Source organism: Candidatus Abyssobacteria bacterium SURF_5 (assembly GCA_003598085.1).
GTDB lineage: Bacteria > Abyssobacteria > SURF-5 > SURF-5 > SURF-5 > SURF-5.
On record QZKU01000127.1, the window covers coordinates 56,232 to 75,563 of the forward strand.

At 54.1% G+C, this 19,332-nt stretch carries 14 protein-coding genes; 10 read left to right on the plus strand and 4 right to left on the minus strand.

The annotated features are described in order from the left end of the window. Nucleotides 1–117: 117 nt before the first annotated feature. The gene (hydF, locus tag C4520_18450; protein ID RJP16614.1) at nucleotides 118–1,431 is read left to right on the plus strand and encodes a [FeFe] hydrogenase H-cluster maturation GTPase HydF; all 1,314 of its coding nucleotides are present in this window, start codon (nucleotides 118–120) and stop codon (nucleotides 1,429–1,431) included. Next, nucleotides 1,355–2,404: a [FeFe] hydrogenase H-cluster radical SAM maturase HydE gene (gene hydE, locus C4520_18455; GenBank protein RJP16615.1), complete on the plus strand. Its 1,050-nt coding sequence runs from the start codon at nucleotides 1,355–1,357 to the stop codon at nucleotides 2,402–2,404. The genes hydF and hydE overlap by 77 nt, the downstream gene beginning before the upstream one ends. Before the next feature lie 159 nt (nucleotides 2,405–2,563). On the opposite strand, the gene C4520_18460 is transcribed toward hydE, so the two are convergent. The 4 genes from C4520_18460 to C4520_18475 form a co-directional block, all read right to left on the minus strand. Beyond that, on the minus strand, nucleotides 2,564–4,744 hold the full coding sequence (locus tag C4520_18460; protein ID RJP16616.1) for a CoA-binding protein: 2,181 nt from the start codon (nucleotides 4,742–4,744) through the stop codon (nucleotides 2,564–2,566). Nucleotides 4,745–5,091: 347 nt separating this feature from the next. After that, a complete protein-coding gene (locus C4520_18465; GenBank protein ID RJP16617.1) occupies nucleotides 5,092–6,294 on the minus strand; it encodes a PDZ domain-containing protein in 1,203 nt (400 codons plus the stop codon). Continuing rightward, a complete protein-coding gene (locus tag C4520_18470) occupies nucleotides 6,294–7,025 on the minus strand; it encodes a 2-phosphosulfolactate phosphatase (GenBank protein RJP16618.1) in 732 nt (243 codons plus the stop codon). The genes C4520_18465 and C4520_18470 overlap by 1 nt, the downstream gene beginning before the upstream one ends. A 9-nt stretch (nucleotides 7,026–7,034) precedes the next feature. Then, nucleotides 7,035–7,799 (minus strand): MBL fold metallo-hydrolase, encoded by a 765-nt coding sequence (locus C4520_18475; protein ID RJP16619.1) that lies wholly within the window; start codon nucleotides 7,797–7,799, stop codon nucleotides 7,035–7,037. A gap of 165 nt (nucleotides 7,800–7,964) precedes the next feature. Between C4520_18475 and C4520_18480 the strand changes: the two genes are divergently transcribed. From C4520_18480 to C4520_18515, 8 genes are all read left to right on the plus strand, one after another. Further along, complete coding sequence (locus tag C4520_18480; GenBank protein RJP16620.1) at nucleotides 7,965–8,963, plus strand: hypothetical protein; 999 nt, start codon at nucleotides 7,965–7,967, stop codon at nucleotides 8,961–8,963. After that, complete coding sequence (locus tag C4520_18485; GenBank protein RJP16621.1) at nucleotides 8,935–10,932, plus strand: hypothetical protein; 1,998 nt, start codon at nucleotides 8,935–8,937, stop codon at nucleotides 10,930–10,932. The genes C4520_18480 and C4520_18485 overlap by 29 nt, the downstream gene beginning before the upstream one ends. Continuing rightward, the gene (locus C4520_18490) at nucleotides 10,933–11,664 is read left to right on the plus strand and encodes a metallophosphoesterase (protein RJP16622.1); all 732 of its coding nucleotides are present in this window, start codon (nucleotides 10,933–10,935) and stop codon (nucleotides 11,662–11,664) included. An 83-nt stretch (nucleotides 11,665–11,747) separates the two neighbouring features. Next, the gene (locus C4520_18495; GenBank protein ID RJP16623.1) at nucleotides 11,748–14,294 is read left to right on the plus strand and encodes a response regulator; all 2,547 of its coding nucleotides are present in this window, start codon (nucleotides 11,748–11,750) and stop codon (nucleotides 14,292–14,294) included. A gap of 5 nt (nucleotides 14,295–14,299) precedes the next feature. Continuing rightward, nucleotides 14,300–14,683 (plus strand): response regulator, encoded by a 384-nt coding sequence (locus tag C4520_18500; protein RJP16624.1) that lies wholly within the window; start codon nucleotides 14,300–14,302, stop codon nucleotides 14,681–14,683. After that, nucleotides 14,683–15,891: a hybrid sensor histidine kinase/response regulator gene (locus C4520_18505; GenBank protein ID RJP16625.1), complete on the plus strand. Its 1,209-nt coding sequence runs from the start codon at nucleotides 14,683–14,685 to the stop codon at nucleotides 15,889–15,891. The genes C4520_18500 and C4520_18505 overlap by 1 nt, the downstream gene beginning before the upstream one ends. 44 nt (nucleotides 15,892–15,935) lie before the next feature. Continuing rightward, entirely contained in the window at nucleotides 15,936–17,462 is a 1,527-nt protein-coding gene (locus tag C4520_18510) for a PAS domain S-box protein (protein ID RJP16626.1), read from the plus strand. Further along, complete coding sequence (locus C4520_18515; GenBank protein ID RJP16627.1) at nucleotides 17,459–18,838, plus strand: sigma-54-dependent Fis family transcriptional regulator; 1,380 nt, start codon at nucleotides 17,459–17,461, stop codon at nucleotides 18,836–18,838. The genes C4520_18510 and C4520_18515 overlap by 4 nt, the downstream gene beginning before the upstream one ends. Nucleotides 18,839–19,332: the final 494 nt, after the last annotated feature.

The following is a 19,332-nucleotide window of genomic DNA, read 5'->3' on the forward strand; positions in this document are numbered from 1 at the left end:
AACGCCTACGCCTTCCTCTTAGGCGGGTCACAGGGCCATCCCCCGCGCGCATCCCCCCCAATACCGCGCGCGGGGGATGAGCCGGCTCGAGAACAGCATGAGCTGAAAAGGAAAACCATGGGTCAACGCGCACCGAAGGGTATTAGGCTTCACATCGGTCTTTTCGGGCGGCGCAATGTGGGTAAATCCAGCCTGCTGAACGCCATCACCCGTCAACAGGTCTCTATAGTCTCCGAACAGGCCGGCACAACCACCGACCCCGTCGAAAAACCGATGGAACTCCTGCCGCTCGGCCCCGTCCTGTTTATCGATACAGCCGGCATCGACGACGTGGGCGCCCTCGGGGAATTGCGCGTCAAGAGAACGCGCCAGGTGTTCGAGCGAACGGACCTCGGTGTCCTGATCACCGAGCCCAACACATGGGGCGCCTTCGAAGAACAACTCCTCGAGCAACTCCGGTCGCTGCATATCCCGGTCCTTGTCGTCTTCAACAAGATCGACCTCGACCAGCCCAATCCTGCGATTTTGGAGCACCTCATTTCCTCCAAAATCCCCGTAGTCAAAACGGCGGCCTCTCAAAACGTCGGAATCCTGGATTTTCGGCAGGCCCTGCTCGATGCCGCCCCGCCTGAATTCATCAATAACCCCGCTATCCTTGCCGATCTCATCGGGCCGGGTGAGATGGCGGTGCTGGTGATCCCAATCGATAAAGAGGCGCCGAAGGGACGCTTGATTCTGCCGCAGGTGCAGGCCATCCGCGATCTGCTCGATAACGACTCGTGCTGCGTGATCGTGAAGGAGCGCGAGCTTCGCGATGCGCTCGAAAGCCTGAAACGACCGCCAAGGCTGGTAGTGACCGACTCGCAAGTTTTTCTGAAAGTAGCCGCCGACACCCCGCGCTCCATCAAATTAACTTCGTTTTCAATCCTGTTCGCGCGCTACAAAGGAAATCTGCTCGAGCAGGTTCTGGGAGCGCTGGCTATCAAAAGGCTCAAACGCGGCGACCGAATTCTCATTGCCGAAGCCTGCTCACATCACCCGATCGCGGAGGATATCGGCCGCGTCAAAATCCCGCGCTGGCTTACCCAGTTTGTCGGCGGAAAGCTTGAGTTCGATACGGTCCAAGGACACGACTTTCCCGAGAACTTGTCGATCTACAAGTTGATCGTTCATTGCGGCGCCTGCATGTTGAACCGCCGCGAGATGCTCAGTCGCCACATCAAGGCGCGACGGGCAGGCGTGCCGCTTACAAATTACGGGCTCGTCATCGCTTACTCGCTCGGCATCCTCGAGCGCGCCCTCGAGCCTTTCCCTTCCGCGCTTGACCTGTTGAATGAACACAAGGAATGCCCTCATGAACCACCAGGAAATACTCGAATGGTTGAAGGAGAAAGACCGGCGAAATCTCCGGGAACTATGGCGGCAGGCTGACGCAAGCAGGCGCCTGCACGTTGGCGACGAGGTGCACCTGCGCGGGCTGACCGAAATATCAAACCACTGCGTCCGCCAGTGCGGCTATTGCGGGCTGCGTGCCGGCAACTCCTACATCGAGCGCTACCGGATGAACAAGACCGAAATCATGGAGTGCGCCGGCGAATGCGTCCGGCGCGAATACGGCACGATTGTCTTGCAGGCCGGCGAAGATTACGGAATTAAAACTCCAGCCCTTTCGAACCTTATTCAAAGGATAAAAGCGGAGACCCCGCTTGCGGTCACATTGAGCATGGGCGAGCGCCCGCTTGCAGACCTCTCCGAATGGCGCAATGCGGGCGCCGACCGGTATCTGCTCCGCTTCGAGACTTCCGACCGCCACCTGTACGAGTTGATTCATCCCGCGTACAAAGGAAGAAAGTCCGACAGGATCGTGACACTGCGCGTGCTCAAATCGCTTGGCTATGAAATCGGCGGCGGAGTCATGGTTGGCATTCCAGGCCAGACATATGAAAGTCTGGCGCGCGACATCGAGATCTTCCGCGAACTCGACCTCGACATGATCGGGATCGGCCCCTATCTGCCGCATCCGCAAACGCCGCTCGGGCGCGGAGAATGGAAACGAAATATTTCCGAAGCTGAACAGGCGCCAAATGATGAAGAAACGACGCTCAAAATGTTCGCGCTCTCCCGTATCGCCTGTCCCGAAGCGAACATCCCCGCAACCACTGCCCTCGCGACTCTTAATCCGCAGTCAGGAATCGAGGCCGGCCTCATGAGGGGCGCCAACGTGCTTATGCCCGACCTCACTCCACAGCGGTTCAGAAACAATTATCAGATATATCCCGACAGACAAGCCATCCACGACTCGCATGACCTGAGCTTGCGGCGACGCCTCGAAAACATCGACCGGCGGCCCGGCGTCGGGCCCGGCGGTCGCTTCGATCGGCTCTCCGAGATCATTGCCTTGTAGCAAAGGAAAGCCGCCTGTTGCCTTGGTGCAAATTGAAGGTCTACATCATTGTCATCCAGATAGATTTCTGTCTTGCGGGAAATGGCTCAGCAGATCGCCGTGAAATGGCAAGAGCAGGAGGTAATAATACTGAGAGCGTGAACGGATAAGGGGAATTTCTTAGGAAACCTTCACCTTTTGAAGCTCTCCGGTCGGAATTTCCTTATCTGTGTTTTCTGTCGCGGCAACCCGCTTCAGCAGAATTCGGCTGTCCGCAACGACGCATCCCTTGCCCGCAGGATACACGATGAGCGGGTTGATATCGAGTTCGGCGATCTCGGGATGATCGGTCACCATCTGAGAAAGCCGCAAAATGCAGTCCTTGATCGCGTCAATGTCGGATGCCGGTATCCCGCGGATGCCGGTCAATATCCGATAGGATTTGATCGAGCGAATCATCAACTCTGCGCTGATCTCCCACATGGGCGCCAGGCGAAACGTGACGTCCTTCAGCGCCTCGACAAACGTGCCGCCCAGACCAAACATGCAGATGGGACCGAATTTTTCGTCCCTCGCAGCGCCCAGGATCACCTCGACTCCGCCGCGCGCCATGCGCTCGATGAGAATCCCCTTGATCTCGGCTGCCGGATTCACCTTTCTTACATTAGCGAGAATCTCAGTGTATGCCTTTTGAGCCTGACGGACCGAATTGATCTTTAATTGCACGCCGCCCGCCTCAAATTTGTGCACGATATCGGGCGAACAAATTTTCACTGCGACCGGCAAACCCACCTGATCGACCGCCGCCTCGATCTCCGATTCGTCTTTAATAAGCACGCTCTTCAGCACCGGAAAGCCGTAGCACTGGAGTATCTCATTCGCTTCCTTTTCCGGAAGAAACGCCCTCTCTTTGTTGCGGAGTTTCCCCGCGATAATCTGCGCCGCCGTCTCGGAGTCGGCGGCGACGCGCCTGATCTCACGCTTGCCGAGTGTCAGGCGATTGCCAAACCGCTCCATTGACGCCATCGCCCTGACGGCTTCCTCGGGGAACGCATAATTCGGAATCCCATGCTGCTCCAGATACCTCACTCCCTCGGATACGTCGACCACACCCATAAAAGAGCAAAGCACCGGTTTGTTGATTCCCTTCGTCACGCGCGGCACAATTTCAGCCGTGGCCATTATGTCCGTCATCGCCTGCGGAGTCAGAATGATGATCCCGCCGTCGACGGCCTCGTCCATCAGGATGTCGCGGATTGCAAGCTCGTACCGCTCGTGGGTCGCATCTCCGATGATATCGACCGGGTTGTTGATACACGCTGTCACCGGCAGATGCTGCCTCAATTTTTCGCAGGTCTCGGGCGACAGGGACGCAAGCTTTAATCCGTGCCGAATAGCAGCGTCGGTGGCGATAATGCCCGGCCCGCCTGCATTCGTGATCACCGCTATCCTGTTGCCCTTCGGCATCGGCTGATTTGCGAATGCAGCCGCGGTATTAAACAATTCGCTCGTGCTCTCGACGCGCTGAATCCCGCTCTGCAGAAAGAGGGCGTCGTACGCCAGATCCGAGCCGGCAAGTGAACCCGTGTGCGAAGCAGCCGCGCGCGCACCCTCGGGAGAACGACCCGATTTCATCGCCAGGATCGGTTTGTGAGAGTCCCAGGTTATCTCACTGGCGATCTCAATGAACCGCCGGCCGTCGCTGATGTCCTCGAGGTACATGAGGATCACATCCGTTTCCGGGTCGTCCTTGAGATACCTGAGCAGGTCCAATTCATTCACATCGGCCTTATTGCCGAAGCTGACAAACTTGGAGAATCCGATCCCTTCGCCCTCGGCAAAATCGAGGACAGCGGTCCCCAGCGCGCCCGATTGAGAGATAAAAGCAATGTTGCCCGGCCGGGGCATCTTGCGCGCAAAACTGGCGTTCATACAGACGCTCGGGTTTGTATTTATGATCCCGAGACAATTGGGGCCGATCAGGCGCAGCCCGCGTTTCCGGACCACTTCCTTCAGCCGCACCTCAAGCTCCGCCCCACGACCAAGGACCTCCTTAAAGCCGGAGCTGATGACCACCACCCCTTTTACCCTTTTCTCGATGGCCTCCTCAACTACCGGAAGCACAGATTCGGCAGGAACAATGATAATCGCAACGTCGACTTCGTCGGGAGTATCCAGCAGGCGCGGATATGCTCTCACTCCGTGTACTGCCTTAGCCTTGGGATTTACCGGATAAAGAACGCCCTGATAACCCGCGAGCAAGTTGCTGAATATGGCGAGACCCACGCTCCCCGCCCGGTTCGTTGCTCCAACCACCGCAATGGATTTCGGATTCAATATCTGTTCCAGATCATTGCTCATCGGTTACTGATCCCCTTGCATTATGAAAAAACATCCACTGTACCATACACGTTGCGGCCCGGATGGTTTTGCACCCCCCAATTGTTCCTTCAAAGTGCAATAGCCGTGCCGAACTGATTTCGCTCTTTTTCCACTTAATTTTGACACAAAAACAGGCATCTTGTGGAGGAATCCGGTGATTTTCGCCGAAATCGGGTTGGAAACTGAAAGGCAATCCTTCAGTCTGTAAAAAAATCCGACAGTGGCTCGGCCGGAGAACGAGCCCAGGGTCCGCCTCCAGCCTTTCGCTGCGCACCCCTCACGGGTTTAGCATGAACTTTCCCGCGACAGTTGACGCCCGCTTCTTTCTACCGTTTGGCTTCTTGGGCGTTCAGAGTCAGAGCCAGTTCCTGGTTTTTTTGCAACACCGTAATCGAGAAGCTTTCGCCCACCAGCGCGCTCCCGAATGCGGTAATTACATCATCGGCATTACGAATGGCCCTCGCATTCACGTGCGTAATAATGTCGCCCGCCCGCAATCCGGCTTGATCCGCGGGACTCCTCATTTCCACCGATCGCACGAGCGCCCCGCCGGCAGGCAATCCGAGAGCGCGGGCAGTTTCTTCATCCACCGTTGCAACCGTGAAACCGAGCCACACATCACGCACTCTGCCGTACCGCTCCACTTCATCCAGTATCTTCTTCACACGGTTGATCGGGATTGCAAATCCAATGCCGAGTGAGCCGCCGCTTCGGGTGAATATGAACGTGTTGATGCCGATCGCCTCACCTTTGTAATTCACCAGTGGACCGCCGCTGTTGCCCGGATTGATGGCCGCGTCCGTCTGGATCATATCAACATAGACTCGCCCGCTGGGATCCGGCTTGAACGATCGCATCTTGGCGCTTACCACCCCAAGCGTCACCGACGGGTGGGCGTCCTCAAGAAGATTACCGAAAGGATTTCCGATGGCGATAGCCCATTCACCCACCATCAGATCATCCGAGTCGCCCATCGCGACGTACGGCAGATTCTCCGCATCCACTTTGATAATGGCAATATCCGAGGGCTCATGCACGCCCGCCAGTTCCCCCGTCAGCGTCAACCCATCGGGAGTCACAACGGTTATCTCCTCCGCGCCGTGGACCACATGCTCATTCGTGACAACATATCCGTCCGGCGACACGATCACGCCGGAGCCGATATTCGGAATCGCCTGCCGATATCTGTACAGCCGGCTGGGCGGCATGATATCGCCAAAAAAGAAGTGGAAAAATTCGTCGTACTCCGGGAAGTGCCCCCGCACAACCTGAGTGGTAACCACACCGATGCTGACTACGGCCGGACTCGCTTTACCGGCAGCATCCACAATCACCGTCCTCACTTCCTCCTGCGTGGGCGGCCGGCTCTGACCGGACGGTTGTGGCGGTTCAAGCGAATGCGAGTTGCGCGGCGCCTGAAGGATAAAGAGACCAGCCACCGCCAACATCAAGAACGCCAAAGCAATGCCGCTTATGGCTCGATGAGGCGCAATCCGGCGCTTTTTCCGAAATTCTATCTTCTCGCTCATTACGACTTCCTCACTATCAGGCCGCCGTGCAAGACCGGAATAACAGAGAACTTATTGGCCTCGGCGGCGAATTCTATATCCTTCTCAAATCCCAATTCGACCAGACCCCTTCCGTGGGCGCTCTCCCTTTTCATCATGCCCGCAACATCATGCTGGTGCGCCCTCCAAAGCGCCACGGCTTCCTCGGCCCGCTCTGAAAGCTTGCGCTGCAGATCCTCAAGCAGCATTCCCGCACATGCGGTATCCTCGATGGAAGGTTCACCGCGGGTACCGGCACATACCATAAGAATCGGTTTTTCCACCGTTTTCAAAAAATCCGCAACAGCTTTTCCGTTCACAAATGCAGCCATTAATACCGTATCGGCTCCGGCGCAGGATCGGATGGCGCGCGTGCCGTTGGTCGTCGTGAAAATGATAAAGCGCCCAAAAATATTTTCGCGACTGTACTCGAGCGGCGAATTACCGAAATGAAACCCCTCTATTTTCAATCCATTGCGCTCGCCGCCAAGAAGATATTGTTTTTCCGCCGCAACCCGCCGCGCCTCCTCCGGCGTCTCCACAGGCAATATTCCCGCGCATTGGTTGGCAAGTGCGGTAACAATCGTAGTTGTCGCCCGCAGAACGTCGACCACAACGCAAACCGCCTTTTCTACCTTCTCCAGCTTCACCTCTTCGGCCGTGAGAAGAACATCCGCTCCCAAAGCCTCGATTCCGCCTCTTGCTTTCTTCATCCTATCTTCCTAAAGATTAACCGTTTGTCCCGAATATAGAATACCACATCCTATGCCATGGCTTAACAGGCGCCGCCGAAAGCGCTCCAAAGAATTCTCAAGCTCAAGGTCATATTCCGTCACCCTCTTCCCGGCAATAAGATCCACATATTTGCCGGCACAATCAAAATGCATGGGAATCACGTATTTCGGACGAATAGCCTTAGCCAGTTCTTCTGCATAATTGACGTCCATGCCGTCGGCTCCATTCAACCATGGATAGAATGCGCAGGAAACCTGAAGGATCGCGACGTCGATCGCTCGATCCTTCAGAAATTCAACGATTCCCCAGTCAAAACGGGTGTCACCACTGAAGTAAATGCTCCTCTCCCCCTCAAGAAGGTAGCCCAGTGCATTCCTTGACAATGGATGAACGGCCGGAACTCCCGTTATTGTAATATCCCCTCTCTTTATGACACCTCCCGGACTCAGATCATGAACATGGGGAACGCGCGCCCTCCGGGCCCGCAGGATTATTCCGGGCGGCCCGATGACAAGAGAATTCAGCCGGCGAGCAACCGCAAAAGCTTCTTGACACACATGATCGATGTGCCCGTGAGAGACCAGCATCAGGTCGCACCGTTCAATCGATTTCGCCCTCACACCGACCGGAAAAATGCGTCGGGCAAACAGCCGATTGACAAATCCCGACGTCCCAAACCAGGGATCGGTGAATATCACCTGCCCGTTAAGCTCAAGCTTAAATGTAGAATGGCCAACCGCAAATATCTTCATGCATTCCTCGGTATATCGAACATTCTAATATTAACAGGCGAATTTGTATCCTTCAAGAACATTGTTCATGCCCTTAAGTTGCACCCCGACTGAAGGAAAGGTATAATAATCTGACACTTAGCTCAATCCGGACAAGCAGGCGATACATTTTATTACAATGACGCCATGAACACGACCAGGAAAGTAAAAGCGGTGGTGGTTGCCGGAGATAAAGGAAAGAGCCATCCGGTTTTCGGAAAAAATAAGGCATTTCTCGAGGTTGCTGGTTTGCCCGTTGTGGCGCGCGTGATACTGGCGCTTAACCTGGCGGATTCCGTTTCCGATATTTACGTGGTTGGGCCTAAAGAGCGTCTGGAAGAAAATTTTTCGTCTATCGATTTGCAGGCGAACCTGAAAAAACCCCTTCATGTCTATGAACAAGGAGCGACACTCTACGAGAATATCTGGAAAACCTTCTTGCAGACCATCCCTTCCTACCAACAGGGGAAGCCGGTTGAAGAAATAATGCAAAGCAGCGAGGCGGATACGGTCGCCCTCGTGATTGCCGCCGATATGCCGCTTCTCACTTCTGCCGAAGTGGATGAATTCGTCTCAAAGTGTGATATGGAAAAGTATGATTATGTTGTCGGACTCACCAGTGAAGAGAATCTTAAATTTTACTACCCAGGTGACGGCAAAAAGGGAATTCGGCTCGCATACATGCACTTTCGCGAGGGCAACTTCCGGCAAAACAACATGCATATGGTGCGTCCCTTCAAGATTAACAACCGCCATCTTGTCCAAACCATGTACGATCTTCGTTACCAGAAGGAATTCGGGAATATTATCCGCTTCTCATGGGAAATAATAAAAAGGGAAGAAGGAAGTCTGCGGTCGTTGGGATATTATCTGCTGCTCCAGCTATCGCTCCTGTTCGCCCGTCTCCGCTTGAGCGTTTTCTGCAATCTTATCCGCCACGCGACGCGGACCGATGCGGTGCTCAGATGTGTTTCAGACCTGCTGAAAACGCGCGTCGGCTATGCCGTTACGTCTTTTGGGGGCAGCGCGTTAGATGTCGACAAGGAGCGCGAGTACGAGGCAATAAAAGTCCGCTTCCTCGAGTGGATGAACTATCAACAGGAGAAGGGCCGGATGCATGTTTCCAGTTCGGCCCGGAATTCATGAGTTCGCCTCCGCTTCCGTTCGCATACAGGAGCGAATACCGGCACTCGTACGGGCAATTTCCATGGCATTAAGGGAGAAGGCTTTTCGGGTGGTTCAATTTCCCCTGCTCTTTGCTGTATTTTTTCTTTTTTCATCTGTGGCAGGCGCAGAACAGAAAGAGGCGCAACTCAGAGGACGGGGCTGTCTCGGCTGTCACGAAGGCATCGAGTCAATCAATAGCAGGATGGCCTCCGAATGGGGCGCTGATCGAAGGTGCGAGGTCTGCCACTATGGGAATCCGGCGGGAGCCACAAAGCTGGAGGCACATGCAGATTTAATCGCTAACCCCGCAGATTTCAGAGTCATCGAGCGAACCTGCGGAAAATGCCACAGTGATTATGGAGAAATCGTGCAAGTGACGCTCAACGGGGTCGATAATCACGTTGGGCGGGTGCTTTGTTCCGTTATGGCAACCGCCGCAGGCGAAATTGCGGGCACCCGTTATCTTTGGAATGAGCAGAATACGAGGGACGCCGTCTATGCGGTTCGCGATGTCTCCGATCTCGACCAAGCTCAGCCTCCCGGCGCCGTTCAACGCCTCCGCGAATTACCCCCGGCCTCTCATTCCGACGCTGATCATCTCCTGAGAAGTTCGTGCCTGCGGTGTCATCTCTGGACAGAAGATAAACAGAACCCCGATATTTTTCGTTCCGCGGGATGCGCAGCGTGTCATGTCCTCTACGATAAGAGTGGATTGAGCCAAACCGGCGATCCCACCATCCCAAAAGATGAACCCGGACACCCGATCCGGCACCAGATTACAACGGCTATCCCGACAGCTCAGTGCCTTATGTGTCACAATGACGGCGGCTCGCGGATCGGCCTTAGTTATACCGGCTTGTCCGTCACCGATTCCGCCCTCGAGCGAAAACCTCCCGGGCCGACTGAGGAAACCTCCTATGGCGCTTATCTCGTGCACGTTCCGCCGGACGTGCATTTCAGCCGCGGCATGGACTGCATAGACTGCCATGACACGATTGATATGCACGGAGACGGCAACCTCTATTCCCGCCAGGAGTTCCAGGTCGGGATCCGCTGCGAGACATGCCACGGGACCGCTGAGAAACCGCCAGGTTTTAGGACCGAGCGCGGAGACCTCCTCAAAAACGTCGATATCGAAAACGGAAAACCGTATATGCTCACCAAGATTCACATGGAGAGACTTTCAATTCCTGTAGTGAGCTCAACGTCGGAATTCTCGTGGCTTCCCGATATATGGCATAAAGGACATCAGCGACTGGAATGCTACGCTTGCCACAGCACCGCGGCGCCCCAATGCTATACCTGCCATCTCATCCGTGATGACTCCAGGACGAGCCCCGTTGACTGGGCACAAGGCATCGGTGAAAAGCAGGCGGCTGAGCAACTGCCGGGAGCATGGAGCGGAAGAAAACTGCTGCAGGAATGGTTCGACCCGGCGCTCGGAGTCAATTCCCGCGGCCGCGTGTCTCCATTTATTCCCGGAGGCCAGTCAACTGTCTCCCACCTCGGCCCCGACGGCTCACTCAAAACCCTGAAAAAAACCTTCTCGACCGCAGCCGGCCTTTACGGCTTCTCAATGAATCCGGTGCAGCCACATACAACAAGCTCTAAGGCAAGACCATGCTATTCCTGCCATTCCAGCCAAAAAGCGCTCGGACTCGGAACAGAAGGCTTGCTGGATTTGAAGAGATTCGGGCTCCCCGTCACCTTCCCCCCCGATAAGATGGGCAATGAAGATGGGACAAGAATCCAGGATTCACCTCACGAAGGAGTGCGGCCCTTCTCGGGAGAAGAATTGAGAAAAATCTATCGCACAGGATTCTGTGTCAGTTGTCATAGCGAACCGATCGAGAGAGCCACGCCCGCGAATTTGCCCGATTCGATGAAAGAAGCTGATGAATTGCATCAAAAACTGATCGAACTGCTTGTTACACCGAAAGAGGAGTAGATGAGATTTGCGATAATTTCCGATATACATTCCAACTTGCATGCGTTCACGGCGGTCCTGGAGGAGATAGCACAGCGGAAGGTCGAAGGCGTCTTTTTGCTCGGTGACATAGTGGGATACAACGCATTTCCCTCGGAAGTTATCGAGCTTGTCATCCGGAACAACATCCCCTCGATCATGGGAAACCATGATATCGTCTGCTGCGGCCTCGAAAATCCGATCTGGTTCAACTCGGCCGCCCGCGAAGCCTCTCTATGGACCCGTAAGCGCCTCTCCGAAGAAGAAAAGCGGTTCTTGCGCCAGATGCCGAACGAGCGGACGGTTCACGAAAATATCTTTGCCGTTCACGGCAGCCCGGTGTCCCGAGACGACTATCTCATGGACTTGATGGACGCACTGAACAATTTCCAGCATCTGCCGAATAAAAACATCAACATCTGCTTGTACGGTCACACCCATATCCCCGCTATCTTCAGCGATCGAGGCCCGTCTCACGACTTGGGATACGAGGGCAAACACATCCTGAATCCGCGCAACAGACACTTTATGAATCCGGGCTCCGTCGGCCAGCCCCGCGACGGCGACCCGAGGGCGTCTTTTGCCATTCTGGATCTCGAGGAGTTCTCCTTTGAGATCATTCGCATCAAATACGACATCGATTCCGCAATGCGCGCAGTCCTGAAGAGCGGGTTGCCGCAGTTTCTGGCGGAGCGACTGCAGGTTGGAGCCTGAAATGCTTCCAAACCACCCAAAAAAAGAACGGTTGAAGCCTGCTTCCGCTTTTGTATCGATTAATGTTTTCATGATATAATAAATTGGTATTCACCAGCGGCAAAAAGGGGGAATTGATCGCGATGCGCCGGCACATTTTCCGGTTCGGGCTCCGCTTCAAGATCACTGCATATATTTCTCTGGTCGTTATCTTAACTGCCGCCATTCTGGGCTGGTTTCTGGTTCGCCGGCAGGTCAATGAAATAGCAGGACATTTGAAGGAGAAAGGAGCCGTCCTCGGGCGGAACGTCGCTTCCGCCAGCGAATATGGTGTATTAACTAATAATAACACCATCATCGAAAACATTATTGACGGCCTCGCCAACGAAAAAGACGTCGTCTATTGCATCATCTACGACGTCAATGGCAAACCGCTCTCCTCCACCACCAGCCTTCCCAGAGATATCGACGGCATCTCCCCCGCCGCCGCTTTTGAAGTGACCGAACGCGCCCTGAAGACCGACAGGCTCCTCATCCAGTCATTCACCGAAGACGAACGTCAAACGCCGGTATACGATATTGCCGCTCCTATCTTCACCGAAAAATCACCCTCACTTTCGGGGGAAGAAGTGCTCCTGGGATTGGGCGAAGATGACGTGGAAGCGATCCAGGAAAAAATCGGCGTCGCCCGCATCGGCATTTCCCTCGAAGAAATGAACAAGGAAATCAGGATGGCGCGCCGCACCATCGCAGAGGTTACGCTCACCGTCGTTATTTTTGCGATCGCCGTTACCGTCTTCCTCGTTCGACTGATCGTCAACCCCGTCCGCCAACTCGCCGCCGCTACCCAGCGAGTGGCTAGCGGAGACCTTGACAAGCCCGTTGTCATCAATACAAACGACGAGATCGGCGAACTCGGAGCCTCCTTCAATAAAATGACCGAAGACCTGAAACGATATCGGAACGAATTGAGAGAGTACAGCCGCACCCTCGAACAAAAAGTCGAGGTAAGAACCAAGGAACTCCGCCTCATAAACGAGGAGCTTCACCGCACAAACAGGCAACTCGAAGCCGTAAGCAAACTGAAATCGGAATTCCTCGCGAACATGAGCCACGAGCTCCGGACTCCGTTGAACGCTATCATCGGGTTTTCCGAAATCCTGTGCGACCAGGCTTTCGGTGTCTTGAATGACAAACAAATGAAATACGCGCATAACGTCGTCGTCAGCGGAAAACACCTTCTGATCCTCATAAATGAAATCCTCGATCTCGCCAAAGTCGAATCCGGCAAAATGGATCTCCACCCGGAGAGTTTCTCGGTGGAAACCGCAATGACGGAGATAATAAATTTCGCCCGCGGGCTCGCTTCGAGAAAAGATATCACGATCCGCAGGCGGTTTTCGCCGAAACTGGTCACCATCACAGCCGATCTCAAAAAGTTCAAGCAGATTTTCTATAACCTGCTGAGCAATGCCATCAAGTTCACGCCGGAAGGCGGGACGGTCGAGGTTACCAGTGATTTGGTCGGAGACTTCGAAGCCTCCGGCGAAGAAGGATTCGTGCGAAGACGCTACGCCGAGTTCTGTGTGAAGGATAACGGAATCGGAATCGATACGGCCGACCAAGAACGCATTTTCGGCGAATTCCAACAAGTCGACGGATCGTATTCGCGCCAATACGAGGGCACCGGCCTTGGGCTCGCCCTCACAAAAAAACTGGTCGAGCTGCATGGAGGATCGATCTGGGTCGAAAGCGAAAAAGGCAAAGGAAGCGCCTTTTACTGGACTCTTCCCGTCACCGATGTCGATATCGTTGAACCCGTAAAGGAGACCACGGGAAAAAGCTCCTCCCGCACCAACGGAAATCTGCTCAAGCCGGCGTCAACTGAGCAAAAAGCGGCGCTGGTAATCGATGACGACCCGATCTCGGCGGAATTGTTGCGAACCTACCTCGAAGAAGCCGGCTATCGCGTCCTGATCAGCGCCAGCGGCAAAGAGGGAATTGAGATCGCCCGGTCAACGCATCCTTCCGTAATCACGCTCGACCTCATTCTCCCCGACAGCGACGGCTGGCATATATTGCGAGAGTTGAAAACTCTCAAAGAGACGGCTGATATCCCCGTCATCATCGCTTCCGTGCTTCAGGACGAGAAGGCCGGCGCTGACCTTGGCGCTTCGGGATATGTCGTGAAACCGATTTCGCGCGCTCAATTGATTGCCCGCATCGACGCCGTCCGCAACGGAAAAGAACACGAGCATGTGTCCAATGTCCTCGTCGTTGATACCGACGAACAATTCTGCGAATCCCTCGGGTCCGTCTTGGAAGATCGCGCCTTCACCGTTTCCCGAGCGCATTCCGGCGTCGAGGGAATCGAATTGATCATGAAGAATACACCCGACCTCATTTTCCTCGACATCAAACTGTCCGACATCAGCGGAATGGAATTGATCGAATTTCTGAAAATGGATGAAAAGACGAAGGATATCCCCATCATAGTCCTGAGCGACCAGGATCTCTCTAATGAGGAAAAAAATCTCCTCAGCGGAAAGGTGGAGGCAATAGCAAAAAAGGAGCAGGGTACCAGGTGCGGATTCTTCAGTGAAGTTGACAAAGTGGAAAGCCTCATCCGATCCAGAAAGGAAATCGGGTAAATTCTATGCAGCCTGCACGCATTCTCGTCGTCGAAGATAACCTGATGAACATGGAACTGGCAGTCGACCTGCTCACGCTTCAGGGGTACGAGGTCCTGGAGGCACACACCGGACTGGAAGCCCTCGAAATCACCGGCAAAGAAGAGCTGGACCTCATCCTCATGGATGTTCAGTTGCCCGGCATGGACGGACTTACCCTTACCAAAAAAATCAGAGAAAACCCTAAGACACGGAATATACCGATCGTGGCGCTTACCGCACACGCCATGAAGGGCGATGAAGAACGAATCCTGCAACAGGGATGCACAGGCTATATCTCCAAACCCATCGATACCCGCGAATTCCCTAAAGCCGTCGAACGCTTCATCAGGAAACCGAAGAAAGGGTAATGCTCTCCATGGCGCAGACGAATTCAGCAACTGCCGCTCGTATTCTCATCGTCGAGGACGACCCGCGAAACATCGACCTCCTCAAGGCGCAGCTCTCAGAACAGGGCTACCTCATTGAAGCGGCCGTTGACGGGGAGGACGCTTTGCAGCGCGTCACTCTCAAAAAGCCCGACTTGATCCTGCTCGACATCATGCTTCCGAAAAAAAGCGGATTCGAGGTCTGCAAGGTCATTAAGACAGGAGCCGATACCCGCTCCATTCCGGTTATCATGGTGACCGCCCTCAAAGATATGGAGAGCCGCATCAAAGGCATCACTGTCGGTGCGGACGATTTCCTTACCCGGCCCGTTGACAAATCCGAACTCGTCTCACGCGTCAAATCGATGCTGCGCATTAAAAGGCTTCACGATGAGCTGCTGAGGGAATCCGAGCACGCGCATATGGCAAGCGAACAACTCCAACTCCAGCAGCGCGTCATGAAGTCCATGTCCACTCAGCTCATGCAGGCCAGCCACCTCAAGTACGAGTTCATCGTCAATATGAGCCACGCCCTCAGAACTCCTCTGAACGTCATCATCGGCTTCTCGGAAATGATGCAGGACGAACTGGTCGGAGCGCTGAACGAACGACAGAGCAAGTACGTCAATAATGTGCTCGAGAGCGGCCGCGAGCTCCAAAAATTGATCACCAATATCGTGGATGTCTTCAAGATCGATACCGGAAAAGTGCCGCTCGAAATGACCGAATTCTCGCTTGACGACCTCATCCAATCGGCCGTCAAACAATTTGAACAAGCCGTCCGCGAGAAAAACGTCAGGGTTTCTGTCGAAGTGGCGCCCTCCGTGGCCCGCATCTATGCTGACCCGCAAAAACTCTTGACTATTTTGCATAATCTCCTCTCGAACGCCCTGAAAGTCACTCCCCCGGGAGGACGCGTCGCGATCACCGCCCGCCGGGACGGTCCAACCGCCCTTATCTGCGTTGAAGATACGGGAATCGGGCTTTCCCCGGAAGAATGTTTAAAGGTGTTCCAGGAATTTTATAAGACACCCGACTCCGCCGCCGCCGGAGGCAGCGGGCTGGGATTAGCCATCGCCAAAAAGCTCGTCCTCCTGCAGAACGGCGACATTTGGGCGGAAAGCAACAAGGGGAAGGGAACCAGATTCTTCTTCACCCTTCCGTGCGACCGAATAGAAACGAGAAGCTGATCACGCGCCCCCAAAACGACTCAACAACGGGGCCGGAGAAAAAAATGAATGAGCCCAAAGGAGGGGGCGCGTATTCCCCCGCGCCGGATATTCTCTCCATTCCATCACCCAAATGGATCAAGTGCATGTTCGAGTCGTTCATCGATTCGATCGATATCGGTATCTTCGTGCTGGATTGCAACGGCGTGATCAATAGAGTCAATAAATCCCTCCTGGATCAGTACCGCCTGAACACGGAAGAGCTTTTGGGGCGCAATATTTTCGAATTGATGCCCGATTTGGCGGATCTCGGAGTCGAAAAACGGTTTCGCCAGATCATCGGCGAGCGCAAAAGTTTGGAACTCACCAACGTTCAGCGGCGCGACCGCTTCGGCCGCAACATCGTGTTCAATATCAAGGGAATCCCGATCATCGAGGACGACGACATCGTCGGCATCCTGGCTGTGATGAGCGACATTACCGAGAAACGCGCGCTGGAATCTCAGGTAGCCGAGACCGAAGAATACCTGCACAATCTCATCGACAACGCAAATGACATCATCTACACCCTCGATCTGGATGGATATATCACCTTTCTGAACAAGATGGGACAACAGGTTACCGGCTATCAATTTGATCCGAAAGAAAGAGCGCATTATTCCGCCTATGTCCCCGAGAATACCCTGCAAAAAAACGACCGGCATTTCCAGGAAGCGCTCGCGGGACGACCACAGCGATATGAATCCACCATCATCGGTTCCGACGGCAAAATAGTGAATGTGCTTACCAACATTTCCACCGTCCGAAAAGATGAAAAGGTCGTCGGCGTTCTCGGGATCGCCAGAGATATCACCGAGCGCAAACAGATGGAGGCGCAATTGCTTCAGGCGGGTAAAATGGCCGCCATCGGCGAGTTGGCGGCCGGCGTCGCACATGAAATCAATAATCCTGTCGCGATTATCAGCGGTACCGCCGAACAATTGCTCTTTCTCATGAACTACTATCGCGAGCGACCGCAGGACATGACCGAACGACTGGCAAAACACGTCGAGACCATTCACGAACAGGCGGCCCGCTGCAAAAAAATCACGCAGGGACTGCTGAATTTCGCCCGCAAGACAGAAACTCACACAACCATTGTGAACTTGCCGAAGCTGCTCGAAGAAACGGTGGCGCTTGTCGATAATCGTGCGCTTGCAGAAGGGAAAGCCATTCAGATGCGCCTCGACCATGACGTCTCCACCATCGAGGCGGATCCATACCAGCTCGAGCAGGTCTTTCTCAACATGGTCAATAACGCCGTCGACGCCGTTGCGGAAAACGGCACGATCACGCTCGAAGCGCGCAGAAAAAAGGACGCCGTCGTTGTCAAAGTAATCGACGACGGCATCGGGATATCCGAGCAGAATATCAAAAAAATTTTCGACCCCTTTTTCACCACGAAGCCGCCCGGCAAAGGCACCGGCCTCGGCTTGTCTATCTGTTTTGGCATCATCCAGAGTATGAACGGAACAATCAGCGTGAAAAGTAAACCCGGGGCCGGAACAACCTTTACCATCACGCTGCCCATGGGAAGAAACGATCCGAAATGAAGAAAAGGCCGATCAAACTCCTGATTGTTGACGACGAAGAGGCCTATCGGAACCTGCTCAGCGAGCGGTTCACCATGATAGGCGATTCAGTCGCACTTGCCGCGACCGGCGAAGAGGCCATCGAGAAAATCAGGCGCGAACCGTTTGACGTGGGAATCCTCGACCTTCGTATGCCCGGCATGGACGGCATCGACTTGTTTAAAAAACTGAAAGAGTTACAGCCGATCTCGGAAATCATCTTCCTTACCGGGCAGGCCACCGTGGACGTCGCAATCGAGGCCATGAAGTTGGGCGCCTACGATTTTCTGACCAAGCCCTGCCAACTCTCCGAACTGCAGGCGGTCGTCCACAAGGCGTATGAAAAAAAGCAGCTCGCCGAAAAAGTGCACCACCACACCGAATTGCAGATGCGAGCCGGACTCGTCAACCTTGTCGGCGAAACCCCCGCCATGAAGAACGTAAAAGCGCTCATCACCCGCGTCGCGCCCACCGAATCAACCGTTCTCATCGAGGGCGAAAGCGGAACGGGAAAAGAAATCGTCGCCAATTCCATCCATCAGAACAGCCTCCGCAGCAAAAACCCGTTTGTCATCATCAATTGCGGCGCTGTCCCGGAAACCTTGCTCGAAAGTGAACTCTTCGGCCATGAAAAAGGAGCCTTTACCGGCGCCATCCGCCGAAAAAGCGGCCTCTTTGAAATCGCCGACTCCGGAACTCTCTTCATCGACGAAGTCAGTGAAATGAGCCCCGGCATGCAGGTCAAACTGCTGCGCGTCCTCGAAACCGGCCGCTTCAGAAGGGTCGGCGATACCAAGGAGATCGAAGTCGACGTGCGTGTTCTATGCGCTACCAATAAAACTTTGCTCCAGGAAGCAGCCGAAGGCAGATTCCGGGAAGACCTCTTCTATAGAATCAACGTCATGAGCGTGGCGCTGTCACCCCTGCGCGAACGCCTCGAAGATATCCCGCTCCTTGTCAGACATTTCATCCGGTCATCGCGACATCCGCAATCGGAAAAGATCCGAGTCGCAGACGAGGTCATCGAAGCGTTCCTCAATTACGATTGGCCCGGAAACGTCCGCGAACTCTCAAACGTCATCGAACGCGCCATCATCCTCTCCAACAACAACCTCATTACTCTGCGCGAAATCCCGCAGCTAAGTGCGAGCTCGAGCTCCGACTCGAACTCGACTTGCTCCCTTTCTCTTAATGAGGTGGAAAAACGCCATATCAAACTGGTGCTCCAGGCACAGAATGGAAATAAAACACGCGCGGCTAAAATCCTGGGCATCAGCAGACCCAAGTTATACCGAAAGATGCTGCGGTATGACATCCCTGACACCATTCAACCCCAGCACACCGCCTCCCACGACTAAGCTTTTCCTCGATCCACGCTGCATTTCCAGTTCATCCGTATCAAAACGTTATAGTTGCAGCCCCTCCTGTAACTTGTTCTCAATAAAAAGCTTATACGATCACCCCAATAACTGAACTGTAACATAACATTCCACTTCCCGGGCCAATGTAATGAATCATTCGGCCTGACGAGAGACTTGTTCCGCGAGATCAAAACTTACAAACGATTCATGCGCATATACTTAGGGGTGAGAAAAAGGCAGGATTACAAGATTGGCACTAGTTTTGCTCCTCATTACCTTCAAGTGAACCATCCCATAATGGCTCATTTGAGGAGAAAGAAGCAGTTTGCTCGAAGGCAGGAGGTATCCCTTTTTAAAACACTTGCTGGGAGACAAGCGTTTTGAGAGGGCAATACATAATGGGACAAGGGATACCACCTGCCAGCACTAATTGTCCTAATCCCCTCCTAGGACAAAAGGTGAATCTGCCCCGTTACTCCTTTAGCACCTGA

Excerpts from the sequence above, each read along its gene's own strand:
- hydF (RJP16614.1), top strand. The coding sequence starts at position 118 with ATGGGTCAACGCGCACCGAAGGGTATTAGGCTTCACATCGGTCTTTTC.
- hydE (RJP16615.1), top strand. The coding sequence starts at position 1,355 with ATGAACCACCAGGAAATACTCGAATGGTTGAAGGAGAAAGACCGGCGA.
- C4520_18460 (RJP16616.1), bottom strand. The coding sequence starts at position 4,744 with ATGAGCAATGATCTGGAACAGATATTGAATCCGAAATCCATTGCGGTG.
- C4520_18465 (RJP16617.1), bottom strand. The coding sequence starts at position 6,294 with ATGAGCGAGAAGATAGAATTTCGGAAAAAGCGCCGGATTGCGCCTCAT.
- C4520_18470 (RJP16618.1), bottom strand. The coding sequence starts at position 7,025 with ATGAAGAAAGCAAGAGGCGGAATCGAGGCTTTGGGAGCGGATGTTCTT.
- C4520_18475 (RJP16619.1), bottom strand. The coding sequence starts at position 7,799 with ATGAAGATATTTGCGGTTGGCCATTCTACATTTAAGCTTGAGCTTAAC.
- C4520_18480 (RJP16620.1), top strand. The coding sequence starts at position 7,965 with ATGAACACGACCAGGAAAGTAAAAGCGGTGGTGGTTGCCGGAGATAAA.
- C4520_18485 (RJP16621.1), top strand. The coding sequence starts at position 8,935 with ATGTTTCCAGTTCGGCCCGGAATTCATGAGTTCGCCTCCGCTTCCGTT.
- C4520_18490 (RJP16622.1), top strand. The coding sequence starts at position 10,933 with ATGAGATTTGCGATAATTTCCGATATACATTCCAACTTGCATGCGTTC.
- C4520_18500 (RJP16624.1), top strand. The coding sequence starts at position 14,300 with ATGCAGCCTGCACGCATTCTCGTCGTCGAAGATAACCTGATGAACATG.
- C4520_18505 (RJP16625.1), top strand. The coding sequence starts at position 14,683 with ATGCTCTCCATGGCGCAGACGAATTCAGCAACTGCCGCTCGTATTCTC.
- C4520_18510 (RJP16626.1), top strand. The coding sequence starts at position 15,936 with ATGAATGAGCCCAAAGGAGGGGGCGCGTATTCCCCCGCGCCGGATATT.
- C4520_18515 (RJP16627.1), top strand. The coding sequence starts at position 17,459 with ATGAAGAAAAGGCCGATCAAACTCCTGATTGTTGACGACGAAGAGGCC.